The 26,111-nt window shown below is 69.5% G+C and carries 22 protein-coding genes; 13 read left to right on the top strand and 9 right to left on the bottom strand.

Features of this window, described 5'->3' with window-relative positions:
- The first annotated feature begins 33 nt into the window (after positions 1-33).
- The 4 genes from WDJ58_RS16285 (at position 34) to WDJ58_RS16300 (ending at position 4,350) form a co-directional block, all read left to right on the top strand.
- Positions 34-1,266 carry an ABC transporter ATP-binding protein gene (locus tag WDJ58_RS16285; RefSeq protein ID WP_380661055.1) on the top strand — a complete coding sequence of 411 codons (1,233 nt, stop codon included), beginning with the start codon at positions 34-36 and terminating at the stop codon, positions 1,264-1,266.
- A gap of 256 nt (positions 1,267-1,522) precedes the next feature.
- Positions 1,523-2,926 carry a dihydrolipoyl dehydrogenase family protein gene (locus WDJ58_RS16290; RefSeq protein WP_338914337.1) on the top strand — a complete coding sequence of 468 codons (1,404 nt, stop codon included), beginning with the start codon at positions 1,523-1,525 and terminating at the stop codon, positions 2,924-2,926.
- A gap of 259 nt (positions 2,927-3,185) precedes the next feature.
- Complete coding sequence (locus WDJ58_RS16295) at positions 3,186-3,377, top strand: hypothetical protein (protein WP_338914338.1); 192 nt, start codon at positions 3,186-3,188, stop codon at positions 3,375-3,377.
- Between the two features lie 115 nt (positions 3,378-3,492).
- Positions 3,493-4,350, top strand: coding sequence for a fumarylacetoacetate hydrolase family protein (locus WDJ58_RS16300; protein ID WP_338914339.1), 858 nt, complete (start codon positions 3,493-3,495; stop codon positions 4,348-4,350).
- Positions 4,351-4,363: 13 nt separating this feature from the next.
- Here the strand turns inward: WDJ58_RS16300 and WDJ58_RS16305 are convergent, their stop codons facing one another.
- Entirely contained in the window at positions 4,364-5,815 is a 1,452-nt protein-coding gene (locus WDJ58_RS16305) for an aldehyde dehydrogenase family protein (protein ID WP_338914340.1), read from the bottom strand.
- A gap of 161 nt (positions 5,816-5,976) precedes the next feature.
- Between WDJ58_RS16305 and WDJ58_RS16310 the strand changes: the two genes are divergently transcribed.
- On the top strand, positions 5,977-7,530 hold the full coding sequence (locus WDJ58_RS16310) for a sulfatase-like hydrolase/transferase (RefSeq protein ID WP_338914342.1): 1,554 nt from the start codon (positions 5,977-5,979) through the stop codon (positions 7,528-7,530).
- A 31-nt stretch (positions 7,531-7,561) separates the two neighbouring features.
- Here WDJ58_RS16310 and WDJ58_RS16315 read toward each other — a convergent pair whose 3' ends face one another.
- Genes WDJ58_RS16315 through WDJ58_RS16325 form a run of 3 tightly spaced genes read right to left on the bottom strand, consistent with a single transcriptional unit; the run spans position 7,562 to position 10,202 of the window.
- A complete protein-coding gene (locus tag WDJ58_RS16315; protein WP_338914343.1) occupies positions 7,562-8,698 on the bottom strand; it encodes a UxaA family hydrolase in 1,137 nt (378 codons plus the stop codon).
- Positions 8,695-9,009 carry a UxaA family hydrolase gene (locus WDJ58_RS16320; protein ID WP_338914344.1) on the bottom strand — a complete coding sequence of 105 codons (315 nt, stop codon included), beginning with the start codon at positions 9,007-9,009 and terminating at the stop codon, positions 8,695-8,697. Before WDJ58_RS16320 ends, WDJ58_RS16315 begins: the two co-directional genes overlap by 4 nt.
- Entirely contained in the window at positions 9,006-10,202 is a 1,197-nt protein-coding gene (locus WDJ58_RS16325; RefSeq protein WP_338914345.1) for a UxaA family hydrolase, read from the bottom strand. The genes WDJ58_RS16320 and WDJ58_RS16325 overlap by 4 nt, the downstream gene beginning before the upstream one ends.
- A 143-nt stretch (positions 10,203-10,345) precedes the next feature.
- On the opposite strand from WDJ58_RS16325, the gene WDJ58_RS16330 reads away from it, so the two are divergent.
- The 5 genes from WDJ58_RS16330 to WDJ58_RS16350 all read left to right on the top strand — a co-directional run bounded on the left by WDJ58_RS16330 (position 10,346) and on the right by WDJ58_RS16350 (position 16,518).
- Positions 10,346-11,641 (top strand): four-carbon acid sugar kinase family protein, encoded by a 1,296-nt coding sequence (locus WDJ58_RS16330; protein ID WP_338914346.1) that lies wholly within the window; start codon positions 10,346-10,348, stop codon positions 11,639-11,641.
- Positions 11,631-12,629 carry a 4-hydroxythreonine-4-phosphate dehydrogenase PdxA gene (pdxA, locus tag WDJ58_RS16335; protein ID WP_338914347.1) on the top strand — a complete coding sequence of 333 codons (999 nt, stop codon included), beginning with the start codon at positions 11,631-11,633 and terminating at the stop codon, positions 12,627-12,629. The genes WDJ58_RS16330 and pdxA overlap by 11 nt, the downstream gene beginning before the upstream one ends.
- Positions 12,630-12,835: 206 nt before the next feature.
- Entirely contained in the window at positions 12,836-13,600 is a 765-nt protein-coding gene (locus WDJ58_RS16340; RefSeq protein WP_338914348.1) for an IclR family transcriptional regulator, read from the top strand.
- 152 nt (positions 13,601-13,752) lie between these two features.
- Positions 13,753-14,373, top strand: coding sequence for a rod-determining factor RdfA (gene rdfA / locus WDJ58_RS16345; RefSeq protein ID WP_338914350.1), 621 nt, complete (start codon positions 13,753-13,755; stop codon positions 14,371-14,373).
- Positions 14,374-14,583: 210 nt separating this feature from the next.
- A complete protein-coding gene (locus WDJ58_RS16350; RefSeq protein ID WP_338914351.1) occupies positions 14,584-16,518 on the top strand; it encodes an archaea-specific SMC-related protein in 1,935 nt (644 codons plus the stop codon).
- A 119-nt stretch (positions 16,519-16,637) separates the two neighbouring features.
- Here the strand turns inward: WDJ58_RS16350 and WDJ58_RS16355 are convergent, their stop codons facing one another.
- Positions 16,638-17,831 (bottom strand): M20 family metallopeptidase, encoded by a 1,194-nt coding sequence (locus tag WDJ58_RS16355; RefSeq protein WP_338914352.1) that lies wholly within the window; start codon positions 17,829-17,831, stop codon positions 16,638-16,640.
- Between the two features lie 934 nt (positions 17,832-18,765).
- Here WDJ58_RS16355 and WDJ58_RS16360 point away from each other — a divergent pair.
- Together WDJ58_RS16360 and WDJ58_RS16365 are read left to right on the top strand one after the other, a co-directional pair.
- The gene (locus WDJ58_RS16360) at positions 18,766-19,380 is read left to right on the top strand and encodes a winged helix-turn-helix transcriptional regulator (protein ID WP_338914353.1); all 615 of its coding nucleotides are present in this window, start codon (positions 18,766-18,768) and stop codon (positions 19,378-19,380) included.
- A 69-nt stretch (positions 19,381-19,449) separates the two neighbouring features.
- Positions 19,450-20,559: a CapA family protein gene (locus tag WDJ58_RS16365; RefSeq protein ID WP_338914354.1), complete on the top strand. Its 1,110-nt coding sequence runs from the start codon at positions 19,450-19,452 to the stop codon at positions 20,557-20,559.
- A gap of 65 nt (positions 20,560-20,624) precedes the next feature.
- Here the strand turns inward: WDJ58_RS16365 and WDJ58_RS16370 are convergent, their stop codons facing one another.
- Both WDJ58_RS16370 and WDJ58_RS16375 read right to left on the bottom strand, forming a co-directional pair.
- Complete coding sequence (locus tag WDJ58_RS16370) at positions 20,625-21,452, bottom strand: ZIP family metal transporter (protein ID WP_338914356.1); 828 nt, start codon at positions 21,450-21,452, stop codon at positions 20,625-20,627.
- Positions 21,453-21,636: 184 nt separating this feature from the next.
- Positions 21,637-22,827, bottom strand: a complete 1,191-nt coding sequence (locus tag WDJ58_RS16375; RefSeq protein ID WP_338914357.1) for a pyridoxal-phosphate dependent enzyme — start codon at positions 22,825-22,827, stop codon at positions 21,637-21,639.
- Between the two features lie 135 nt (positions 22,828-22,962).
- Here WDJ58_RS16375 and WDJ58_RS16380 point away from each other — a divergent pair, with 135 nt between their 5' ends.
- A complete protein-coding gene (locus tag WDJ58_RS16380) occupies positions 22,963-24,138 on the top strand; it encodes a pyridoxal phosphate-dependent aminotransferase (protein WP_338914358.1) in 1,176 nt (391 codons plus the stop codon).
- A gap of 37 nt (positions 24,139-24,175) precedes the next feature.
- Here the strand turns inward: WDJ58_RS16380 and WDJ58_RS16385 are convergent, their stop codons facing one another.
- Together WDJ58_RS16385 and WDJ58_RS16390 are read right to left on the bottom strand one after the other, a co-directional pair.
- Complete coding sequence (locus WDJ58_RS16385; RefSeq protein ID WP_338914359.1) at positions 24,176-25,159, bottom strand: helix-turn-helix domain-containing protein; 984 nt, start codon at positions 25,157-25,159, stop codon at positions 24,176-24,178.
- 135 nt (positions 25,160-25,294) lie between these two features.
- Positions 25,295-26,023, bottom strand: a complete 729-nt coding sequence (locus tag WDJ58_RS16390; protein WP_338914360.1) for an SDR family NAD(P)-dependent oxidoreductase — start codon at positions 26,021-26,023, stop codon at positions 25,295-25,297.
- Positions 26,024-26,111: the final 88 nt, after the last annotated feature.

The raw sequence follows: 26,111 nt of genomic DNA on the forward strand, positions 1-26,111 counted from the left end.
CGATCGACTGATCAGCGAACACGGAGTCCAACAATGAGTGACAGCACGAAGCAGGTGACCGACACCGGGACCGACACCGAACGAACCTCCCCGCAGGAGGGTGCGGACGTCTCCGAGGACACCAACGTCGTCATCGACGGGATGACGAAGATCTTCCGCGAGGATGACGGGAGCGAGGTCGTCGCCGTCGACGACATCACCATCGAGGTGCGCGAGGGCGAGTTCCTCGTCCTGGTCGGCCCCTCCGGTTGCGGGAAGACGACGACGCTCCGGAGCGTCGCCGGCCTGGAGACCCCGACCGACGGCCGCATCGTCATCGAGGACCAGGACGTCACGGGCTTCAACCCGCGGGAACGGAACATCTCGATGGTGTTCCAGAACTACGCGCTCTACCCCCACAAGACGGTCCGGGGTAACATGGCGTTCCCGCTGGAGGTCCGCAACTACCCGCAGAGCGAGATCGACGAGCGCGTCGAGGAGGCGGCCGACCTGCTCAGTATTCCCGAACTGCTCGATCGGAAGCCGAACGCGCTGTCGGGCGGCCAGCAGCAGCGCGTCGCACTCGGTCGGGCCATCGTTCGGGAGCCCGCGGTGTTCCTGATGGACGAGCCGCTCTCGAACCTCGACGCGAAGCTGCGTGTCCAGATGCGGACCGAGCTGAACGACCTGCACAAGCGGGTCGGCAAGACGACGATCTACGTCACGCACGACCAGGCCGAGGCGATGACGCTCGGCGACCGCGTCGCGGTGATGAACAACGGGAAGCTCCAGCAGATCGCCCCGCCGCAGTACGTCTACGACAACCCGGCCAACCGGTTCGTGGCCGGGTTCATCGGCGAACCGCCGATGAACTTCTTCGACGTGGAGGTCCGCCAGGAGGGCGGCGACTACATCGCCGAGTGCGAGACCTTCGAGGTCAAGCTCTCGGAGAAGCTCGCGTCGGATCTCGAGTCGTTCGACGGTGATATGGACGACCTGACGCTCGGGATCCGCCCCGAGGACATCCAGGACGCGAGCGTGGCCGAGGACCTCGTCGGCGATCGGAACACGCTCGAGGCCTACGTCCGTCTCGTCGAGCCGATGGGCTCGGACAAGTTCCTGACGCTGACCCCGCCGGACGAACCCGACAACCTCAGCCGGGAGTTCTCCGCCCGCGTCTCGCCCGACAGCAGTATCGAGGAGGACGAGATCGTCACGCTCGTCGCGAACATCGAGAAGATGCACCTGTTCGACAACCGGACCGGCGAGAACGTCTCCCCCATCTGAGCTCGGGGGCGCCTCCCCCGGTGGACGGCACCCGACCACATCACCATCGCCGCTCCCGTTCGGGCCGCGCTTCCTCCCCGTGCGTGCTCGCGCGCGCGTAGGACGAACGTTCGAGTATCGTCCCCGCCCAGCACCATCGGGTGGACTCGCCGAGTCGTCGCATCCGGACGGCGCACCGGCCCCGCGGCGGCGTGTGTACGGGAATCCACGGGCCGAGAGGTCTGGATTTATTACGTCGGGAGCGGCTCCCTCACGCATGGAGGAGTACGACGTTCTCGTCCTCGGGTCGGGTGCCGGCCTGGAGTTCGCGAGTATCGCCGGGGAGAACAATCGGACCGTCGGAATCGTCGAGAAGGAGTCCTTCGGCGGCGCGCAGCTCGACGCGGGGGCCCGCTCCAAGCGCCTGCTCTACCACGCGGAGGTGCTGGAGACGATAGAGCGCGCCGACGAGTTCCACATCGACGCGAGCGTCGACGGTTTCGCGTTCGAGGAGATGGTGCGGGACGTCGACGAGGAGCTGCGAGGCAACGCCGAGAGCCTCCGGGAGGGCGTCGAGGCGTCCCCGTTCCACTACCTCTACGAGGGTGAGGCCCGCTTCGTCGACGAGAGGACCGTCGAGGTGGTCGGCGGCGCGGACGACGGGACACGTATCCGGGCCGACACGGTGATCCTCGCCACGGGCTCGCGACCGGCGACGCCGGACGTGGAGGGGATCGAGTCGGTCGACTACCTCACGAGCGAGGAGGCCCTGCGGGTCGAGACGCCCCCCGACCGCCTGGTGATCCTCGGGAGCGGGTACATCTCCGTCGAACTCGGGCACCTCTTCGGGACGTTCGGAAGCGACGTGACGTTCGTCTGCCGGGAGGAGACCCTCCTCCCCGAGGTCGACGAGGAGGTCGCGGAGACGTTCACCGAACGCTACGGGGAGCGGTTCACCGTCCACACGGCCACCCACCCGACCGGCGTCTCCGAAACCGACGGCACCGTGACGCTGGAGGCGACCTCGGGGCGGCTGGACGGCCCGGAGGTGAGCGCGAGCGGTGACGTGCTGCTCGTCGCGGACGGCCGGATCCCGAACACGGCGGCGCTAGATCTCGATGCCGCAGGTATCGAGACCGACGAACACGGCTACGTCGAGACCGACGAGTACCTCCGGACGACCGCGGACGGGGTGTGGGCCGTCGGGGACGTCACCGGGAACTACCTGTTGAAACACAGCGCGTCCCACGAGGTCGCCGCCGTCGCGCGGAACATCTACGAGGACGAGCGCCGCCCGGTCGACTACAGCGCGATGCCGCTCGCGGTGTTCGCGTCCCCCGAAGTCGCGAGCGTGGGGGCCCAGGAGCAGTACCTCGAAGCCGGCGAGTACGCCACCTACACCGAACAGTACGAGTCCGTCCCACGCGGGCGTGCGATGGGGGCGGAGGGGTTCGTGAAGGCGATAATCGACACGGATCGGCAGGTCATCGGGTGTCACATCCTGGGGCCCCGGGCGTCCGAACTGATCCAGGAGGTCGTCACGGCCATGCACGCCGGCGAGGGGACGGTACGGAACGTCCGCCGGCCAGTCCACGTCCACCCTGCCCTGTCCGAGGTCGTCCAGCAGGCGTTCTCCGGACAGTTCCGACGGACGGTGACCGACTTCTCGCGCGACGACTGATACGGATTGTTGTAGTCTTTTACCGGCGATCACGGACCCCGCTCGAGTGATCGCCGGTAGATCGTTACAACAATTCGTATGAGGGCGACAGGATTCCGACGGCCGCCACTCCCCGGAGAGGGCGTCCTCCCGGCCGTGGATGACTGGGGGTCCCGACCGAGCGACCGGGCCCGCGAACACGCCTCCGTGCCGCGCTCGCGCCGTCGGCGCACCCGCGGTCGCCGGGATTTAATACGGTCTCGCGTGTGGTCCGGCACGAATGGACGCCGAGTCGCTGGTGATCCGGCTGGTCCTCGGTATGATCGTCGGGCTTGGGTTCGTCGCGTCGAGCGTCTGGGGGATCCTCCAGTACGTCGGCATGAGCCGCTCGCCCGCGATGTTCATCGGGGTCGTCGTGGGGTTCGCGGTGCTGGTACTGGTCGTCCTCAAGACCGAACGCGTCAGGGACTAGCCCCTATCGCCGTCTGGAACGTCGTGTCCGGGCCCTCGCGCCCCGGGATCGAACGACCGGTCCCGGTGGGTGAAGCGGAATCTACTTACCGCCGTGCCCGTCGTGTGATAACGGGATGCACTACTACCGACACGGGGCACACGACGACCCCCGGCTGGTCGCCGCCGACGGCGACACCCGGTACGATCTGACGGCCGTCAAGCCCGATCTCGCGTCGTTCGGTGACCTGGCGCGGGCGGCCGAGGTCACCGACCGCGGGGTCGACGAGGTGGCGGAGCCGCTCGTCGACGCGGCTCCGGCGTACGAGGGGACGGACGAGCCGGCCGCGCCCGTCGCGGACGAGGTCTGGGCCGCAGGCGTCACCTACGAGATCAGCGAACAGGCACGCGAGTCCGAGAGCGGCATGCCGGAGATGTATCTCGACGTCTACGAGGCCGACCGCCCGGAGGTGTTCTTCAAGGCCACGCCCGGGCGGACGGTCGGGCCGGGCGAGGCCATCGGCGTCCGGGGCGACGCGGAGTGGAACGTCCCGGAGCCGGAACTGGGGGTCGTCCTCCACCGCGGCGAGATCGTCGGCTACACCGTCGGCAACGACGTGAGCAGCCGCGACATCGAGGGGGCGAACCCGCTGTACCTCCCCCAGGCGAAGGTGTACGACCGGTGCTGTGCGCTCGGGCCCTGCGTCGCCTCGCCGGAGACGGTCGGCGACCCGCACGATCTCGCGATGTCGATGACCATCACCCGCGACGGCGAGCAGGTCTTCGAGGGCAGCACCTCGACGGGGGAGATGGTCCGGACCTGCGAGGAACTGGTCGACTACTACACGCGACACAACGCCGTCCCCGAGCGCTCCGTCCTGCTGACGGGGACGTCGATCGTGCCCGACGACGAGTTCACGCTCCGGGAGGGCGACTCGGTGCGCATCGAGATCGAGGGGATCGGGGTCCTCGAGACCCCCGTCGTCACGGTCTGATCGGAACCCGCCCTCAGTAGTTCATGTAGACGGTCTTCGAGATGGTGTAGAAGTCGAGCCCGGCGTCGCCCTGCTCGCGCCAGGTCTCGCTGGAGGAGCGCTTGAACCCGCCGAACGGCGTGTGGAGTTCGACGCCGGTCGTCTTCTCGTTGACCTTCGCCATGCCGGCCTCGACCTCGTCGACGAACCGGTTGGCCTCGCCGAGGTCGCGGGTGACGACGCTCGCCGAGAGGCCGTACTGCACGCCGTTGGCGACCTCGACGCCCTCCTCGAAGTCGTCGACGCGGATGACGCTCAGGACGGGCCCGAAGACCTCCTCCTGGGCGATCCGCATGTCGTGCTCGACCTCGGTGAACACGGTCGGCTCGACGAAGTAGCCGTCACCGAGCGATCCGTCGGCGGCGCGCTCGCCGCCGGCGGCCAGGGTCGCACCCTCGTCCTCGGCCACCTCGATGTAGTCGAGGGTGGTCTCGAGTTCGTCCTCACTGACCTGCGGACCCATGTCGCCGCCCTCCAGCCCGGGGCCAACCTCGATCCCCTCGGCGTACTCGACGATGCCCTCGACGAACTCGTCGTAGACGCTCTCGTGGACGATGGCGCGCGAGCAGGCCGTACAGGCCTGGCCGGTGACGCCGAACGCGCCCCCGCCGACGATTTCCACCGCTTCATCGACGTCGGCGTTCGCGGTGACCACGGTGGGGTTCTTCCCGCCCATCTCCGTCTGGGCGCGCTTGCCCGCGGCGGTGGCGTCCTCGTAGACCTGCTCGCCGACGTGTGCGCTTCCGGTGAACGACACCGCGTCGACGGCGTCGTGGGTGGTGAGCGGGTCGCCCACGTCGCTCCCCGACCCGGTGACGAAGTTGACGACGCCGTCGGGGACGCCGGCCTCGTCGAGCGCCTCGACGAGCGCCCGAGCGGGGCCGGGCGCGAGCGACGCCGGCTTCAGGACGGCGGTGTTGCCGGTCGCGAGCGCGGGGGCGAGCTTCCACGCCGGGATGGCGATGGGGTAGTTCCAGGGCGTGACCAGCGAAACCACGCCGACGGGCTCGTCGACGGTGTACAGCGTCGTGTCCTGGCTGCTGGACGCCTTGACGTCGCCGCCGCGGTCGCGCGCCTTCGCGGCGTAGTAGCGGAAGATGTCGATCGCGCGGCCGACCTCGCCCGCGGCCTCGCCCCGTGCCTTCCCCTCCTCGCGGATCAGCAGTTCGGTGAACTCCTCCTTCCTGGCTTCCAGTTCCTCGGCGGTCCGAGTCAGTACCCGGCCCCGCTCCGGCCCGGGCGTGTCGGCCCACTCGCTCTGTGCCTCCGCGGCCGCCTCGATGGCTCGTTCCGCGTCCTCCGGGCCCGAGCCCTGGTAGTGGGCGACGACCTCGTTCGTGTCCGCGGGGTTGCGGACCTCGAACGTCTCGCCCGTGTCGGCCTCGATCCACTCGCCGTCGACGTAGTTCGAGTGCGTATCTGCCATGCACGCAGGGGTTCACGGTCCAGGCTTACCCTTGTTACGGTGTCGGGAAGGTTCGCCCGCCATCGGGTCGGGGAGTCCGGGCGATCGACGACGATCGGGGGCTCGGACCCGGCTGATGGGCGAAACGAGCGTTTATTTCCTCCCGAGTGGACCTGGGGTCGATGAACGTCCTGTTGCTATCCATCGACAGCCTCCGGTGGGACGTCCTCGGAGCCTACCGCGAGGAGCCGGCGGGGTTCGGGTACGCCGTCGACACGCCGAACCTGGACCGGTTCGCGGACCGGGCGACCGTCTTCGAGACGCACTACGCCGGGAGTCTCCCCTGCATGCCCGCTCGCCGCGAGTGGCTCACCGGGACCCAGGAGTTCCTCTGGCGCTCGTGGGGCCCCATCGAGCCGTTCGACCACCCGCTCCCGCGGGTCGCCCGACGCGCGGGTGTCCTCACCGGGTTCGTCAGCGACCACTACCACTACTTCCAGCACGGGAGCAACGGCTACTACCAGGACTTCAACGGGTGGGAGCTGGTTCGCGGACACGAGTGGGACGCCTTCCGGACGACGCCGCGCGCACCCGAAAACGAGGGCTTCAGGCGACAGCTCAACGCGGGCGAACCCGACGACCTCGGCCTGCTGAACCGCATCGTCTACGCGCGAAACACGGTCGGTCTGGAGGACGAGGCGGACTACTTCGCCCCACGGGTCTTCAGCCGGACCGCGGAGTGGCTCTCGCGCAATCGGGAGTGGGATCGGTGGTTCTGCTACGTCGATAGCTTCGACGTCCACGAGCCGTTCGACGTGCCCGAGCCGTACGCCTCGATGTACACCGACGAGGATCCCACGGATCCCGAACTACCAGTGTGGCCGTTCTACGGCCGCGTGGACTCGGCGGGGGACACCGGTCAGAGCGCACTCGGGGGCGACGCCTCGCTCACGGACCGCCAGCTCGACTTCGTCCGCGCGCAGTTCGCCGGCAAGACGACCATGGTCGACGCCTGGTTCGGGCGGGTTCTCGATACGCTCGACGCGGAGGGGCTGTGGAGCGACACGGCGGTGGTCGTCACCTCCGACCACGGCCACTTCCTCGGCGATCACGGCTGGATGGGCAAGCCCTACGCGCCGATGTACGACGTGCTGGCGCGGACGCCCCTGCTGGTCTGGCATCCCGAGAGTTCACGGACTGGTGAGTCGGTCTCCGCGCTCACCTCCGCGGTCGACGTCTACGCGACCGTCCTCGATCTCCTGGGCGTCGAGGCGCCCGAGGGCGCGGGGCCGCACAGCCGATCGCTCGTCCCCCTCCTCGCGGGCGAGACGGAGGTCCACCGGGACTGGGCGCTCTACGGCTACTGGGGCTCCTCGGTGAACGTCACCGACGGGACCCACACCTACCTCCACCCCTGCGACGCCAGTATCCCAGGAGTGACCTACTCGACGACGATGATGAACCCGTACCCGCGCCAGTTCCGCGACCCGGAGCCGAAGCCCGATGCGGAACCCGCTACCGTCCCGTACGCCGACGCGCCGGTCTGGCGCTTCGAGACGCCGGCCCACTCACGGCAGGACGACCCCATGCTGTTCGACGTCTCCGTCGATCCCGACCAGAGGAACGACCTCGCCGGTGAATCACCGGCGGAAGATCGGATGCGGGGCCTGCTGGTCGAGGGGCTCGACGCGCTCGAAGCGCCCGAGGAGCAGTACAGACGGCTCGGGCTGGCGTAGAAACGAGCGACGGGAGAGGGGTTCGGCCGACCTACATCGACGGGCCGACGCGCGTGATGGCGAACTCGGTCAGGCCGTGGACCTCGGCACACGAGGAGTCGCCGTCGGCGACCGCGAGCACCCGCTCGAGGAGTTCGTCGGCGTCGGTGGCCGTCGCGTCCACGTCGATGTCGTCGGGGAGCGCGGCGACCGTCTCGGCGTCGCCCGAGATCTTGACCACCGGCACGAGCGGGTGGCCCGAGGGGACCCCTTCGCCGGTGACGTGGACGACGAGGCTCGCACCCGCGGCGGCGAGGCCGGTCGCGGCCTCCTCGAACCTGGCCGGGGCGTCGACCAGGCCCACGCCCCGATCCAGCGTCGCACGAGCGCCGTAGCGGACGACCTCCTCGATGGGGCGTCCGTCCCACTGGGCCGAGAGCTCCTCGAACTCGAAGTCGAGGGCGTCGGCCCTGGTCCGGGTCGCCCGCGCGGGCTGGTCGCGGTAGGCGTCGAGCAGGTCCGACATCACCTCCCCCGCGTCCGCGCCGGCGGCCTCCCGGGCGGCCTCGGGGTGGGCGGTGAACCGCTCGGTCCCGGCGACGAGGACGCGCCCGCCGGCCTCGACGACCGAGGAGACGAGGTCGCCGACGAGCGGGTCCGCGGTCTCGACGGTCGAGCCCTGGAGGTCGCTCGCCACCACCCCGAGCGTCAGGTCGCCGAGGCCCGCACGGGTCCGCTCGCTCGCGCGGGCGTCCGCGACGAGTTCCTCGACGAGATCGACCCCCTGTTCGAGACACTCGTCGGTCCCGCCGGCCCCCTGGATGGAGAGCTCGCGGACGGGCACGCCGAGGTCGGCCATCTCGGCGGCCACCTCGTCGCTCTGGAGCACCTCACACCCCAGCCCGACGACGACCGTTCCCGCGACGTTGGGGCTCGTCCCCAGGCCCATGAACGCCCGCCGGGTCTGCTCGCTGTCGGCCCCGATCTGGGCGCAGCCGTGGTCGTGGGGCGCGCTCACCGCTTCCGGGACCCGGTCTGCGATGCGGTCGGCGACGACGTGCGAGCAGATGACCGACGGGAGCACCAGGACCCGGTTTCGGGTCCCCGTCCCGCGCTCGCCGCGGTCGTAGCCCGTGAACGCCCGCTCCTCGCTCGCTTCGGACGTGCTCGCGGGCCGGTGCTGACTCACGCGGGCTCACCTCCCTGCTCGCGGAGGTCGCCACGACCGCGCGTGCTCTCGACGTTGTGGACGTGGGCCCACTCACCGGAACGGATAGGCTGACTCGCCCGCCCGATCACGTAGCCGTACTTCGTTATCTCCTCGCCCGCGTCGACGGCCTCGAGGGCGAACTTGTGGCCGAACTGGACCTCGTCGACCAGTTCGATCGTCCGGTCCCCCACCGTCAGACGGTGGCCGGCGTCGAGATCCTCGATCGCCGTCGCCACGTTGTCGTCGGGGGTCATCCGGAGCGCCACCCCGTCGAGCACCTCGCCCTTCATCCGCGGACCTCCAATTCCGCGAGTTCGTTCGGCATGATCTCGTTGACGGCGAACTCCTCGAGTCGGCGGCGCTCGGCCTCCGTCGGCTGGCCGTCGGCGACGGCGAGCAGCGTCTCGTACACCCGTTCGCCGACCGTTCCCAGGGACTCGCCCTTGATGACCGTGCTCGCGTTGACGTCCATGTTGTTCGACATCCGCGACCAGGTCTTCGGGTTCCCCGTCACCTTGATCACCGGCGCGATGGGGTTGCCGGTGGTCGAGCCCCGACCGGTGGTGAAGGCGACGACCTGCGCGCCGCCGGCGACCTTCCCGACGACGCTCTCGACGTCGTAGCCCGGCGTGTCCATCAGCACGAGACCGCCCCCTACGGGGAGGTCCTCGGCATAGTCGACGATGCCGCGGACCGGCGAGGAGCCACCCTTCGAGATGGCCCCGAGGCTCTTCTCCTCGATAGTCGTCAGGCCGCCCTCCTGGTTTCCGGGCGATGGCTGTGCGCCACGGATGTCCGTTCCCATGAGGTCGGCCAGCTTCTCCCGGCGGTCGACGCGGTCGAGCAGCCGCTCCCGGACCTCGCTGTCGACGCACCGCTCGGCGAGGATGTGCTCGGCACCGATGAATTCGGGCGTCTCGGAGAAGCAGGCGGTCCCGCCGTGCTCGACGAGTCGGTCACACGCCTCGCCCACCGCGGGGTTCGCGGCGATGCCGCTGGTGGCGTCGCTCCCGCCGCACTCGACGCCGAAGACGAGTTCGGAGGCGTCGGCCTCTTCCCGTCGTGCGCGTTCGGCCTCGGCGTTCAGGTCCTCGAGGATCGTCGCGCCGCGGTCGAGCGCGCCGCTCGTCCCCCCGACCTCGCGGATCGAGAGCGTCTCGGTCGCCTTGCCCGTCTCGGCGATGCGGTCGGCCAGCGCCCCGGCGTCGATCTCCTCGGTCCCGAGCTCGACGACCAGTACGGCACCGACGTTCGGGTTGCGGCCGACGCCGGCAAGCACGCGCTCGGTCTGTCGTCTCGTCGCGTCGGGCTGGCTGGTCCCCATCTGGTGAGGGGTCGCCCGCGCCCAGGCCCCGGCGTCGCCCGCCAGTCGCGAGGCGACGCTGCTCGCCGCGACCGACGTCGGGATCACCGCGACGTGGTTGCGCACCCCGACCCGTCCGTTCTCGCGTCTGTATCCACTGAACGTCGGAACTGTGTCCATTCCCCCGATCGTTCGACGTTCGCCCACATAGTTCTTCGTCCGCCGCGGAGCGATCCGGGGCGGAAACCGTCGGCGGTACCCCCCGTTCGACGATCCCGGGGTCGCACGAGCGCTTATGCCTCGACCGGGCGAACCCCATCCGTATGCTCAGCGCACTCGTCGTCGCCGACGACCTCACGGGGGCGATGGACACGGGCCACGAGTTCGCCGCCCGGGGCCATCCCACGACCGTCGCGGTCGGGGCGGACGGCGCTCGGCCCGAGGAGGGGGTGCTCGTGGTGAACACCGACTCGCGGTACCTCCCGTCCGAGGAGGCCCGGGAGGCCGTCGAACGAGTAGTCCGGGACGCCCCCGCTCGGACGGTCTACAAGAAGGTCGACTCCACCCTGCGCGGGAACCTGGTCGCGGAGATCGAGGGAGCGCTCGACGCCAGCGGGGCCGACACCGCCCTCGTGGCACCCGCGTTCCCCGCGGGAGGCCGACTGACCGCCTGCGGGTACCACCTGGTCGAGGGCGCGCTCGTGACCGACACCGCCGCCGGGCAGGACCCCGAAAAGCCCGTGACCTCGGCGCACCTCCCGACGCTACTGGAAGGGGGAGCGCACGCGGTCGGTCACGTCGGAGTGGAGACGGTCGCGAGCGGAACCGAGGCCGTCGCCGACGTCGTCCGGGAGACTGATGAGACGATACTCGCCTGCGACGCGGTACACGACGATCACCTCGCGGCGCTCGGTCGCGGCGCACGGCTCGCCGAACGGGAGGTCGTCTACGTGGGGAGCGCCGGGCTGGCGAGCGCGCTCGAACTGGCTGACGAACCGGACTCCGGAACGGCAGGCGACGGTGGAGGGGGACTCGCGGCCGCCGAGCCCGAATCGACTGGGGACGGGACGCGCGTCCTCGGCATCGCCGGGAGCGCGAGCCCGACGACGCTCGACCAGCTACGGGCGGTCGGGGACGATCGGATCGTCGGGCTGGACGGGATACGAGCGGCCGTCGACCCGGCGACGGCCGCGGACGATGCCGTCGAGCGTGCGTTCGAGGTGCTCGACGAGGAGGGGACGGTCGTCGTCGCGTCCGTACTGGAGGAGGAGGACGTCGACCGGGCGCTGCGGGCGGGACGGGACGCCGGGGTCGACCCCGCGACGGTGCGCGAGCGAGTAGCCGATAGCCTCGCCCTGGTCGCGACGCGGTCGTGGGAGCGCGACCCCCCGGACGGGCTGTTCGTCACGGGCGGGGCGGTCGCCGGTCGGGTCTTCGACGCGCTCGGGGCGACCGGCGTCCGGCTGACCGGCGAGGCGGTCGAAGCCGGCGTCCCGGTCGGGCGCGTCCTCGACGGCACCGCCGCCGGCACCCGGGTCGTCACGAAGGCCGGGGCGTTCGGGGGGGGACGAACAATAGCTAAGTGTCTGACTCGACTCGGAGGTAGCGATGACCGATAGACCAGTCGTCGCGATCACGATGGGCGATCCGGCGGGCGTCGGGAGCGAGGTAGTGGTGAAGGCGTTCGAGGAGGCCCGCGAGCACGCCAGACCGATCGTCGTCGGGGACGCGTCGGTGATGACCGACGCCGTGGAGGTCTGCGGGAGCGACCTCCGGGTGAGGGCGGTCGACTCGATCGAGGCGGGACTCGAGGTGGAGGACGGCATCCCGGTCCTCGACCTCGACAACGTCTCGGACCTGGAGTACGGGGTCGTCCGCGAGGAGTACGGCGAGGCGAGCCTCGCGTACGTCGAAACCGCGATCGACCTCGCCATCGAGGGGACCGTCGACGCCATCGCGACCGCGCCGATCAACAAGCAGGCGACGCGCCTCGCGGGTGCCGAACACGCCGGCCACACCGGGCTGCTCGCGGCCCGGACCGGGACGGACGACTACTCGATGATGCTCATCGAGGAACCGCTCCGCGTGACACACGTGAGCACGCACGTCCCGCTGCGCGAGGCGTGTGACCTCGTGACGACCGAGGCGGTCGAGTCCGTCATCGAAGTCACCCACGGCGCACTCCGCGACCTGGGCATCGACGACCCGAGCATCGCCGTGGCGGGGCTGAACCCGCACGCGAGCGACGGCGGCCTCATGGGGACCGAGGACGACGAGGAGATCCGACCGGCGGTGGAGTCCGCGCGCGAGCGGGACCTCGACGTCGACGGCCCGGAGTCGCCCGACACGATCTACGTCCGCGCGGCCCGTGGCGAGTTCGACTGCGTCGTCTCGATGTACCACGACCAGGGCCACATCCCCATCAAGATGCTCGGATTCGGCTCGGACGGCGCGGTGAGCGGCGTCAACGTCACCGTCGGCCTGCCCATCGTCCGGACCAGTGTCGACCACGGGACGGCCTTCGACATCGCCGGACAGGGTATCGCTTCGGAGACGAGCATGGTCGACGCCGTCCGCATCGCGGCCCGTCTCGCCGCGGCACGCTGACGCCCTCCCCCGTTCACCCGAATATAGTATGTTATCATCTAACTCGAATCACGATTAGACGATTCTTTCGCAACTATTGCCGACCAGGGAGATCTAAGGACGACTTTCTATGAAATATCTGGACATACATCCATATATTAGTTTCATCAGAACGTTCACCGATACCGAACAGATGTTTTTTGTCGGTCGGCGGTTTCGGGGCGGACATGACGAACAAGGGCGCGACGACGGTCGGGGCGACCGAGACGACGCTCCGCATCCTCGAGACGCTGAAACGGCTCGATGGGGCGGGCGTCACGGAGGTCGCGAACCGTCTCGATATCCCCAAGAGCACCGTTCACAACCACGTCTCGACCCTCCTCGGGAACGAGTATCTCGTGAAGGAGGGGAACACCTACCGGGTCGGCCTGCGGTTCCTCGAGTTCGGCGAGCACATCCGGAACCGGATGCCGATACACGACGTCGCGCGGGGGGAGGTCGAGCGGCTGGCCGAGGAGAGCGGGGAGCTGGCGAACCTCCTGGTGGAGGAACACGGCAAGGGCGTCTACCTCTGCCGTGCGAAGGGGGACCAGGCGGTCCGGCTCGACACCTACGCCGGGATGCGGGTCCACCTCCACTGTACCGCGCTCGGGAAGGCCATCCTCGCGTACCTCCCCGAGGAGCGCGTTCGCGAGATCGTCGACACCCACGGACTCCCCGAACGAACGGACGCGACGATAACCGACGAGGAGGAGCTGTTCGACGAGCTCGAAGGGATACGCGATCGGGGATACGCCCGCGACATGGAGGAGCGGGTGGCCGGTCTTCTCTGTGTGGCGGCCCCGATCCGGAACCTCGACGGGGACCCGCTCGGGGCCATCTCCGTCTCGGGGCCGACCAGTCGGATGAAGGGCGAGCGGTTCGACGAGGAGGTCCCCGAGGAACTCACCAGCACCGCCAACGTCATCGAACTCAACCTGAACTACTCCTGAGCCGCTCGGCGACGGCGGCCCTCCCGCTCGAACGAACCCGGTGACGGCCGAGAAACGGCCGATTCTCGTTCACCATGGCTGAACGAAATATCCCCATTCGGGCGTGGTGCGAACGGTTTAACACGCTCGGCGAGGTCTCTCGGATCGAGACGATGACGAACCCCCACGGGGAGACGGGACCGTGCTGTAAGGTCGGGGCCGTCGCCGAGGCGTTCGAACTGGAGGGTCTGGACGCGACGCTCCGCGAGCGGTGGATCGCCGACGAGGACCGCTCCGGCGTCCGCGAACTGGCCGACCACGTTAACGTCAGGCTCCTCGAATCCGCGCTCCGGACGGATCCCGAGGGGGCCCTGGAGGGTGAGGCGGAGAACTACTACCGGTTGCTGACGGACGACGACGTGAGCCGGGGGATGCGGACCGAGGCCCGGAACCGACTCCGCGACCGCGGCATCGACGTCGGGGGCATAGAGGAACGCTTCATCTCCCACCAGACGGTCTATCGACACCTGACCGGGTGTCTCGGCGTGTCCCGGGACTCCTCGCCGGCCGACGCCGAGACCGCCGTTCGGGACGGGCTCGCGACCGTCCGTGCGCTCCAGCGACGGACCGAAGTGGTCGCGACCTCCGCGTTCGAACGGCTCGATCGCGACGGCCACCTCCAGGTCGGCGACCTGGACGTCCTGGTCGACGTGATCGTCTCCTGTCGCGCCTGTGGCGAGCAGTTCCCCCTCTCGGAGTCCCTCGTCGGGCGGTCGTGTCGGTGCGAGCGGTAGGCACGTCCGGGCCATCGGCCGCCCCGATACGGCGTTACCTCCGTAACATCGCTCTCACGGCTCGGCGTCCGGGGACGGAACGGGGTCCGTTACACGACTAGTCGCGTAACAGAAGTTGCGATACGCACGACGGGACGGACGCCCGCCTCGCGAGCGCGGACTTGCACAAACGAAAACTTTGATGCGCCGCTCGCTCGAACCCCCGACAACATGAAACAGCGGAACAGGGAGACCAGTCGCCTCTCGGTGGAGGGAGTCGGCGGCATCGACTCGACCCGCGTGACCCTCACCGAGGGCGTCACGGTACTCCCCGGCCGGAACGCGACGAACCGGACGTCGTTCCTCCGCGCCATCATGGCCGCGATGGGGAGCGACGACGCCTCGCTCAGGGGCGACCTGGACGAGGGGACCGTCGAACTCGAGGTAGGTGGCGAGCGCTACTCGCGGTCGCTCACCCGCCGTGGCGACGGGACGGTCCTCGGGGGCGATCCGTACCTCGAGGACCCCGTCGCCGCGGAGCTGTTCGCCTTCCTCACCGAGGACAACGAGGCACGCCAGGCGGTCGCACGGGGCGGGGATCTCCGGAAGATGATCATGCGGCCGGTCGACACGGAGGCGATACGGGCGGAGATCGACCGGCTCGAGTCCGAGCGGCGCGAGATCGACGACGAGTTCGAGCGGCTCGCCGATCTGGCCGAGGACCGTTCGGACCTGGAGTCCGAGCGGGCCGACCTGCGGGCGGAGCTGGAGGAGATCGAGGAGCGGCTCGAGGCGAAGCGGGCGGCCCTCGACGAGGCCGACGCGACGGTCGCGGAGTCCCGCGAGCAGCGAACCGAGCTCGACGACGCCCTCGACGAACTCCGCGACGCCCGGGAGGAACTCGACGCCACACAGCGCGAGCTCGAGACCCAGCGCGAGAGCCGGGAGGCGCTCCAGCGCGATCACGAGGAGGCTACCGAGGAGCTCGAGAGCCTCCCGGAACCGGTTCCCGAGGAGGTCGACAGTATCGAGCGGGAGATCGAACGGCTCCGGGACCACCGTCGGACCGTCGAGTCGGCGGTCTCCAGCCTCCAGCGGATCGTCCAGTTCAACGAGGAGATGCTCGACGGCTCCGGCCCGGAGCTCGAGAGCACGCTCTCGACGGCCGAGGGCGACGACCTCACCGACGAGCTACTGGGCGATCAGGTGGTCTGCTGGACCTGCGGGAGCGACGTCGAGCGCGACGCCATCGAGGGGACGTTAGAGGAGCTCCGGGAGACGCGACGCGAGCACGCGGAGAAGCGGACGGAGATCGAGGCGGAGATCAAGGAGCTCAAGAGCCGACGCGACGAGATTCGGAGTCGGAGAGAACGGCGGAGCGACCTGGAGGAACGCATCGAACGCGTCGAGCGGGAAATCGAGGAGCGCGAGCGGACCATCGCGGAACTCGAATCACGTCGTGAGGAGCTCCGGGAGGAGGTCGACCGGCTCGAGACGCGGGCGAACGAACTCGACGCCGACCGACAGGACTCCCTGGTCGAACTCCACCGGGAGGTGAACCGCCTCGAATTCAGAGCCGAGCGGCTCCGCGACGACGTCGAGGAGCGGGGATCGGAGATCGAGCGGGTCGAGCGGGAGCTCTCCGCCCACGACCGCCTCGAGGCGCGCCGTGCCGAGGTGACGGACCAGCTCGCCGAGTGCCGGACCCGGATCGAGCGGCTCGAATCGCAGGCCGTCGAGGCGTTCAACGATCACATGGACCGCATCCTCGACGTGCTCGCCTACGAGAACGTCGAGCGTATCTGGATCGAGCGGCTCGAACGCGAGGTCAGGGAGGGTCGGCGGACGGTCGAGCGGAGCGAGTTCGAGATGCACGTCGTCCGGAACACGGAGTCGGGGACGGCCTACGAGGACACCGTCGACCACCTCAGCGAGAGCGAACGGGAGGTGACGGGACTGGTCTTCGCCCTCGCGGGCTACCTCGTCCACGACGTCCACGAGACGGTCCCGTTCATGCTACTCGACTCGCTCGAAGCGCTCGACGCCGACCGGATCGCCGCGCTCGTCGACTACTTCGCCGAGTACCCGGACTACCTCGTGGTCGCGCTCCTCCCCGAGGACGCGGCCGCGCTCGACGACGACCACTCGCGCGTGACGGACATCTAGCGCTCGGAGGTGAGGAGACCGACCATCGACGGCACCGGTCCGATCCGGAACGTGCCCGACTAGCGGTCCTCGACCGTTCGAGCCAGTCGTCTCCGAGCCGCCGGTTCCGGCCGCACGGCCTACGGGGACGAGAGGAGGTCGGTCGCGGCCCGCCCAAGCGCCTCCATCCCGGCCTCCGCGGCGTCGAGGTCGACGTACTCGTCGACGGTGTGTGCCTGTTCGAGGCTCCCCGGCCCCCACGTGATCGCCGGGATACCGGCGTCCTCGACGAAGTTCCGGACGTCGGTCGACGCCTCGATACCCCACGGGTCGGTCGGCGCGCCCGCCACGTCCGCGGCGTGTTCGCGGAACGTCTCCGCGAGCGGGTGGTCGGTCGGGATGGACGCCGAGGCGTACGTCTCCGTGCGCTCCCAGGAGACGGGAACGCCGAACTCGTGTTGCAGGTCGTCGACCAGCGCCGCCACCTCGTCGTCGACCGCCGAGACGGTCTCCCCGGGGAGTATCCGCCGGTCGAGGACGAGTCCCGCCCGGTCGGGGAAGACGGCCCGGTTCGTCCCCTCGCCCGCGACCACGCGGGTGACGGTCGCGTACGCCTGCCCGCAGAGCGGGTCGGTCCGCTCGCGGAGTCGTTCGTCGTACTCCTCGATCGCCGCGAGGACTGCCGGGAGGTCGTCGATCGCGTTGTGACCCTGGTCGGGTCGGCTCGCGTGGGAGGGCTCGCCCGGCCAGGTGAGGTCGTACCACGCGAGCCCCTTCGCGCTGGTCGCGACCCGACACTCCGTCGGTTCGAGGACGACCCCGAAGTCCCCGTCGAACCCCGCTTCGAGGAGCGTCCTGGTGCCGGGTGCGGCCGTCTCCTCGCCCATCGCGGCGTGGACGACCAGCGAGCCGTCGAGCTCGCCGGACTCGATGGGGTCGGCGAGGTCGAGCGCGGTGAGCATGGCGATCGCGATACCGGTCTTCATGTCGACGCTCCCCCGCCCGTAGAGACGTCCGTCCTCGATCCTCCCTCCGTAGGGTGGGTGGGACCACTCCCCGGGGTCACCCGCGGGGACGACGTCGGTGTGGCCGTTGAGCACGAGCGTCGGGTCGCCGTCCCCCACCCGAACCCCCACCTGTGGGCGGTCGGGATCCGGTTCGGAGACGAGCGTCGCGTCGAGACCGTGGTGGGTGAACCAGTCGTGGACGTACTCGGCCGCCGGCCGCTCGTTCCCCGGGGGGTTCTCGGTTTCGATACGGACCAGCGTGGCGGCCAGCGTCGCCAGGTCGGTCGGGTACTCCACGTCGTCGGTGTCCGCTCGCTCGTGTGTCATCGTCGAGGTGGTCCCGGTCGGTCCCCCCGGGGCTTCACTGTACCGGACGGACCCCACCCCCACCGGCTCGAGTCACCGGACCCCCGACCGATCGGCCTCGGTAGCTGGACGGGGACCCCGGAGCGCCGACCCCCCGACACTGGATATCGAATAATAACATAGAAGAGGTAGATTCCAATAATAGTAACTTATCATGTATTTTGCTCGCACGATCGATCCCCACGGCGCGGGTCGTGTGACCGTCCGGTATCGAGGATCGAGATCACACGAGGGAGGCGGAAGGCGGAGGAATCGATCGATCCGCCGTCCCGGAGAGCGGAGTATCCGAGCCCCGACCGGCGAGACGGCGAGCGGATCGATAACGACGACCCATTCGGGCCGTAACAGCCCGTAGAACCTCATTCTCCAGATATTGGGGTAGATAGTCGGTCGGGATCGACGGCAGTCGGTCGGGATCCCGACGTCGAGCTGCCGTCGGACTCTGAGGATGAAAGATAAATTTATTATACATAGTTGTAATCTGAATTGTAGGCCGTTCTGAGTATCGCGCCCCTGTGTGCTATCGCCGCCGCCCCGTCACCGGAGGTACGCAGTCGGCGTCGCGAGCACCGATCCCGCGGCGGTCGGAGGCGCGGGGGAACGGTCGATCGGCACTGCACGGATGACTGGCCCTCGTCGGCGGATCCGTGGCGACCGTCCCGGCGGCCGAGGGCACTGCCTTTTATCCACCTCGGCGACACGCACGCGGAGGCGTAGGGGAACCGGTCTCCGACGGGGTGAGACGGACGCGCTTCGGGGGGATGGTACTCCAGCCCTCGGAGCGGACTCGATTCGACACTGCCTTTTCGAATCAACAGTTGGAACTCGAATGTAGATTCGAATTCGTGGAGTTTCATACGGTTGGCTTTTATTCCTTCGGGGGAACTGTACCACTATGCGAGACCTCGACGAGACGGATCTCGAGATCCTCAGGCTCCTGCTCTCGGACGCCCGTCGGCCGTACAGCGACATCGCCGAGGCCGTCGACCTCTCGCCGCCGGCCGTCTCGGATCGGGTCGCCCGACTCGAGGAGGCGGGCGTGATCCGTCGGTTCACGCTCGACCTCGACCGCTCGCAGCTCCGCGAGGGAATACCCCTGCTCGTCCGTCTCCACCTCGGCCCGGGCGGCGGAACCGTCGGGTCGGTCCGGGAGACGCTGCTCGACGCCGGCACCGTCGAGCACGTGTTCACCACCGCGGAGGCGGATCTCGTCTGCTACGCCCGGGCCCCGGACACCGACGTCGGGGGGTGGCTCGCCGACACCCTCGGGCCCGACGCGCTCGAGGACGGGACCGTCGAGGGATTCGAGGTCACCCTTCTCTCCGGCGTCGAGTGGTCGCCCGACCTCGGGGGAGCGGCGTTCGCCCTGAGCTGTGCGGAGTGTGGCAACACCGTCGACAGCGAGGGGGTCGCCGCCCGTATCGACGGCGACCTCTACCAGTTCTGCTGTCCGTCGTGCGAGTCACGGTTCGAGGAGGCGTACACCGAACTCAAGCAGGGAGCCGACTGAGGTCGGATCCCGGCGGTCGTCGCGTCGGGTTCAAGGGGTCAGCGCGCGACCGACGAGTCGACCGTACGGATGAAGCGTACACGACGGGCCGTCCTGGGTGCGACCGCCCTCTCCACCGCGGGCTGTCTCGGCGTCGTCGGCCGGTCGACCCCGGCCGAATGCCCGGTATCGGTCGGCCGACCGGTCGACGCCCGGATCGGCCTCGTCGGCGACGTCATGCTCGGTCGCGGGGTGGACGAGCGGTGGGAGGACGGGCCCCCGGAGGGGATCTGGGGGACGACGCTGGATCGCCTTCGGTCCCTCGATGGGCTGTTCTGCAACCTCGAGTGCTGTCTCTCCGACCGCGGGAGCCCCCGCCCCGGTCGAACCTATCACTTCCGCGCCGATCCCGACTGGGCAGTCCGGGCACTCCGTGCGGGCGGCGTGAGCTGGGCCAGCCTCGCGAACAATCACGTTCTCGACTTCGGGAGGGGCGCGTTCTCGGACACCCTCGCCAAGCTCGATGCCGGCGGTATCCCCCACGCGGGGGCGGGACCGGATCTGAACGCGGCGGTCGAGCCGAGCGTCGTCGAGGTCGGCGGGCTCAGGGTCGCGGTGCTCGCGTTCACCGACCGATCACCCTCGTACGGTGCCGGCCCCGACAGTGCGGGGACCGCGTTCGTCCGGATGGAACCGGGAAACCCGATTACGCGACGGCTGGTCGACGCGGCGCTGGAACGCGCGAGAGAGCGCGATCCGGATCTGGTGGTCGCGTCGCTGCACTGGGGACCCAACTGGAGGACTCGACCGTCGAGCGCCCGGCGGCGGTTCGCACGGGGGCTCGTCGACCGCGGCGTCGACCTCGTCCACGGCCACAGCGCGCACGTCGTCCAGGGGGTCGAGGTTTACCGTGGTCGGCCGATCGTCTACGACACCGGCGACTTCGTCGACGACTACCTCGTCAAGCCCGACCTCCGGAACGATCGGAGCTTCCTGTTCGAACTCGCAGTCGAGGACGGCACCTTCGAGGGCCTCCGGCTCGTCCCGATCGAGATCGAGGCGGAGTCGGCGAACCGGGCGGGCGCGGACGCCGCGAGGTGGCTCCGTGACCGGATGCGGGACCGCTCGGCGGGGTTCGGGACGACCTTCCGCCGCGAGGGGGACGGCCTGCGGGTCCCGCTCGACCGCTGTGAGGGGTAGTCCGATGGTGGATCGGCGGCCGAGATCCGGCGATCCGGGTCCGATCCTCGACCGACGTCGAGCGATCACCCGAGCGAGATATCGAGGTAGAGCATCACGATGGCACCGAAGATGACCCCGAGAGTGGCCAGACGCTCGTTGCCCCGGGTGTGTGTCTCGGGGACGATCTCGTCGCTGATGACGAACAGCATCGCGCCGGCGGCGAACCCCATCGCGTAGGGGAGCAGCACCGACACCGTCTGGACGGCGTACGCGCCGAAGACCGCGAGCGGGATCTCGACGACCCCCGACCGGATGCCGGCGAACGCCGCGTACATCCGCCGATCGAGACCGGCGTTGATGGCCGCGACGGAGACGGCCAGCCCCTCGGGGATGTTCTGGATGCCGATGGCGAGCATCAGGGGGATCGCGGTGTCGATATCACCGCTTCCGAACCCCACCCCGACGGCGAGGCCCTCGGGCACGTTGTGGAGCGTGATGGCGAGGATGAACAGCACGACCCCGGTGACGCGTTCGTCCGCGACCGGGAGGTCATCGTCCGGGTTCGCCGCGTCGGAGCGGCGTCGACCCGAGAGCAGGTAGTGTGCGTGGGGGACGAGCACGTCCGAGCGGTCGAGGAAGAGCGCACCGAGCGTCACGCCGAGGAGCACCGGGAGCGGGTTCCCGTTCGAGTAGCTCTCGATCCCCGGGATGATGAGGCTCGTGAACGCGGCGGCGAGCATTACCCCTGCGGCGAACCCGAGCGCACCGTCGAGCGCCCGTTCCGACGGATCGCGCCAGACGAACACCAGCGACGCCCCGAGCAGGTTCATCGAGGCGATGACGACGCCACCGGCGAGGCCCTGGACGACCGGATCGGAGCCGACCAGCTCCACGAACTGTTCGGCTACCATCCGACCCACCACTCGCCCTCGAATACCATCCGTCTCGGGCGGGAGATGAGGGCCAGCCGTCTTTAACCTTGGACATCCGATCGCCCACGCTCTATCCGTGCGTCCCCGACGAGCAGCGTCGAGGGACGGGCCCGAATTCCACCACGAACCCGGGAGCCGACCTGCCGCTCGTGGGCGAGGTGGGTCAGTCGAACAGTCCGGCCACCGCCCCGTCGAGGTCGGGTACCGAGACCACCCGAGCGTCGACCTCCACCTCGTCGACGCCGCGTTCCGTGTATCCAGTACCTGTTGCGACGAGCACGACCTCCTCGTCGGATCCGAGCTCCCCCCGGTCGGACAGGACTCTCGCGCCGGCGAGCGAGGTCGCACAGGCGGATTCGACGAAGAGGCCCGCCCGCTCCGCGAGCGCCCGTCGGGCGTCGAGGATGGCCTCGTCGTCGACGGCGAGGACGCCGCCGTCGGTCGCACGCGCGGCCGCGAGGACCCGGTTCCCGCTCGGCGGGTCGGCGTTCGAGATGGAGTAGGCGACGGTCTCGCCACCCTCGACCGGCGTCACCGTCTCGTCACCCCGTGCCCACGCCTCGGCGATGGGCGCACAGGCCGCCGCCTGGACGAAGTACAGTTCGGGCACCCTGTCGACGAGGCCGGCCGCGTCGAGTTCGCGGAACGCCTTCCAGACCCCGCTCGCGTGTCCCCCGCTCGAGACCGGCATCACCACCGCGTCCGGCACGTCGGGCGCGAACGATCCGGCGATCTCGAGCGCGGTCGTCTTCTGTCCGGCCACCCGGAGGGGGGTGTCGGAGTTGACGAACGCGACCTCGCGCTCCCGACCGAGCCGTATCGAGTCCTCGTAGAGCCGGCCGTACTCGCCCTCCACGCGGATGATCGTGGGGTCGTGCCGCGCGATGAGCCCCAGTCGCGACGGCGGAATGTCGGCCGGGACGAGCACGACGCAGTCGAGCCCCGCGCTCGCGGCGTGGGCGGCCATCGACCGCGCCATGTTCCCATGTGAGACCGTGCCGACGAGGTCGTACCCGCTCGCGGCCGCGACCGCCACGCCGACCGCGCTCCCGCGGTCCTTGAACGTCCCCGTCGGGTTCGCCCCCTCGTACTTGACGTGGACGCGCGCGTCGACGTCGCCGTCCAGTCGGGGCGCGCGGACCAGCGGCGTGTCCCCCGCGCTGGCGGCGAGGCCGGTCGGCTCCGTGTCCGGGAGGAGCCCCTCGAACCGCCACAGCGAGCGATCGTCGCTCTCGGGCCAGTCGAACCCCGCGGGGTCGGTGTCGACCCACCGTGGTTCGCTGCAGTCACAGCGCGGTCCGTCGGCGAGCGTCGCGTCCTCGCCGCAGGCGTAGCAGGTGAGCGCGATGTCCATTCGGCCGTCCCGACGGACGTGGGGTAGATAACCGTGGGGTCTCCGCGGACGGGGCCGCTCGCACGGTTCACGATTCGCGATCCGCGACTCGCCGGGACCACACCCGTTTTTCCACCCGCCGTCGGAGTGGACTCCATGCACACCCCCGCCGACCGCGTGCGGCGCGCGTCGAAGTCGCGCATCCGGATCATGTACGAACTCGCCGAGGCCCAGCCGCCGGAGGCCGACCTGGTCCGGCTGGAGGTCGGCGAGCCCGACTTCGACACGCCGGAACACGTGATCGACGCGGCCGCCGAGGCGGCGCGGGCGGGCGGGACCCACTACACCCCGAACGCGGGGACGACCGCCTGTCGGGCGGCCGTCGGCCAGCACATGACCGAAGCGTTCGGCGTCGAGTACCCCACCGAGGAGATCGTTATCACGGTCGGCGGGGTCGAGGCGCTCCAGCTCACCGCGCTCTCGGTCGTCGACGCCGGCGAGGAACTCCTCTACCCGGGACCGGCGTGGCCGAACTACGAGACGCAGGCCTACCTCGCCGACGGGGTGCCCGTGGAGGTCCCGCTCCGGGCCGAGGAGGGGTACGACCTAGACGCCGACCGGATGATCGAGCGCATGGGCCCGGAGACGGCGCTCGTGATACTCGGCTCGCCCTCGAACCCCACAGGTAGAGTGTTCGAGCCCGAGGCCGTCCGGGCGGTGATCGAGGCCGCCGGCGACCACGGCGCGTACGTCATCGCCGACGAGGTGTACGCCGCGCTGACCTACGACCGCGAACCCGAGGGGATGGCCGCCTACACCGACTACCCCGAGCACGTCCTCACGGTCGGATCGTGTTCGAAGACCCACGCGATGACGGGCTGGCGGATCGGCTGGCTCGCCGGCACGAACGAGGTGACCGACGAGGTGGTGAAGATCCGCGAGGCGACCACCTCCTGTCCCTCCGAGCCCGGACAGCACGCCGCGATCGAGGCGCTCACGGGACCCCAGGAGCCGTTCGAGGCGATGTACGAGGCGTTCGCCGAGCGCCGGGACTACGTGGTCGAACGAATCGAGGGTATCGAGGGACTCTCGGCTCCGAAACCGCAGGGCGCGTTCTACGTCTTCCTCGAACCCGACGTCGACGCCGACGACTTGGCGTTCGCGAAGTACCTCCTCCGCGAGCACGGCGTCGTGCTCGCGCCCGGGAGCGCGTTCGGCGAGGCCGGCGTGGGACGGCTCCGGCTCTCCTTCGCCAACTCCCTCGAACGGCTCGAAGCGGGCTTCGATCGTATCGAGACGGGGCTTCGAGCGTTCCGGGGTGACAGGGGATAGAGGTCGACCATCGTCGTTCGCCGGCGCTCGAGCGGTCTCAGTCGATCTCGGATGCCGGCCGTCTCGTCGCGTCGACCACCGAGAGGTCGTCGTCGACCGTCAGCGTCAGGCTCTCGCCGTCCAGGGTGAACGTGAACCGGGCGTCGAACGGGTCGACCGACCGGACCTCCTCGTCGTAGTTCATGTGCATCCGGTCGACCCGGTGGATGGCCTCCCCGGAGGGGGCGATCGGATTGAGCCCGTGGTCGGTCAGGAACGCCAGCAGGTCCGTGTCGGCCACGAGGCGGAAGACGAACGGCCCCCTGAGGTCGTTGATACAGTTCGTACACGCCGCGTAGAACTCGACCGCGTGCCGGTTCCCACACCGCTCGCAGAGCCCCTCGCCCTCGTCGTGAGCCTCACAGACGCTCACGGACTCCTCCAGCGGTGCCGAGCACCGCGAGCAGATCCCGCTGGCCTCCGAGAGGAGCTCGATGTTCGTCCACGTCCAGGCGGCCCGGAACACCTCCGGGACCGTCCGACCCTCGACGCCCGCCGACGGGAGCGGCAGGGCCCCGAGGTAGCCGTTCTCGGCCGGGACGAACTCCCCGCTGTCGTCGGTTGGCCGCTCGCTCTTCCCGGAGCACTCGGTGCAGTAGTTGACCACCCGATCGCTGTGGAAGCTCACCTCGATCGGCGAGCCACAGTAGTGACACGGCTGGTCGATACGCGTCGGCTCGATGACCGGTGCCTCGGTGACGGCCCCCGAGAGGACGGCCTCGACGATCCGTCGCCCGGCCTGGCGGAGCGCGTACCCCTCCTCCCCTTTCCGGACGAAGTGTCCGACCACGCGTTCGAGGTGGTAGTTGAACTGCCCCGAATCGCGCATCCCGACCCGGCCCCGGAGTTCGGAGAACGAGAGCGGGCCGTCGGCCTCCCCGAGGGTCCGGAGGATATCCATCCGCGTCCCGTTGCCGAGCACGGCGAACGCGTCGTCCGGTGACAGCGTGGTCGTCTCCCCGTCGTCGCCGTCTACCGACATGAGCTAGCTCAGGTGGACCCGGCACGTAAATGGTGCGTCTCGACCGATCCGTCGCTCGCTCTCTCGGCGTGATGGACGGGCGCTCGTGAGGATCGGAAGCCGGGAGATCGGAGTCCGAGTTTCACGCTTCGGGCCCTACCGCATCTCCTCGCCGCCGTTGACGTTCAGCGTCTCGCCCGTGACGAAGCCGGCATCGCGCAGGTAGGCGACCGCGTCGGCGATGTCCCCGGGTCGTCCGAATCGCTCGACGGGGATGGCGGCCATCTCCTCGCGCATCTCCTCGGGCGTGCGGTCTGCGGTCATGTCGGTCTCGACGTGGCCCGGGGCGACGCAGTTCACCCGGATCCCGGGCGCGAAGTCCCGGGCGTGACTCCGGGTGAGCGAGACGAGCGCCCCCTTCGAGGAGGCGTAGTGGCACTCGATGGGTGCGCCGGTGTGTGCGAGGATCGAGGAGACGTTCGTCACCGAGGGGTCGTCTTCCGAGTCGCGGAGGTGGGCGAGTGCGGCCTTCGTCGTGCTGAACGCCGAGTTGACGTTGACGTCCATCACCCGGTCGAAGTCGGCGGGGTCGAGCTCCTCGGTGTAGACGTGCTGGTCGATACCCGCGTTGTTGACGAGGTGGTCGATCCCGCCGAAGGCGTCAGCGGCCGTTTCGACCAGATCCGTCGCCTCCGCGGGTTCGGAGACGTCGGCCCCGACGACGACGGCCTCGCGGCCCCGTTCCCGCACCTCGCTCGCGACCCGCTCGGCCGCCTCCTCGCTCGTGTGGTAGTTGACCGCGACGTCGTACCCGTCCTCGGCGAACCGGAGCGCGATGGCCCGGCCGATCCCCCGTGAGGAGCCCGTGACGACTGCTGCTGGCATACCCGGGGCTCGGAGGGGGACGTCTTGTAGCTGTTCGAACGCCGTCGGCACCGGGGGATCCCTCGAAAGCGGACGTCCGAACCGGCGC

It is taken from the genome of Salinirubellus litoreus, from assembly GCF_037335815.1.
In the GTDB taxonomy this organism is placed as follows: Archaea; Halobacteriota; Halobacteria; order Halobacteriales; family Haloarculaceae; genus Salinirubellus; species Salinirubellus litoreus.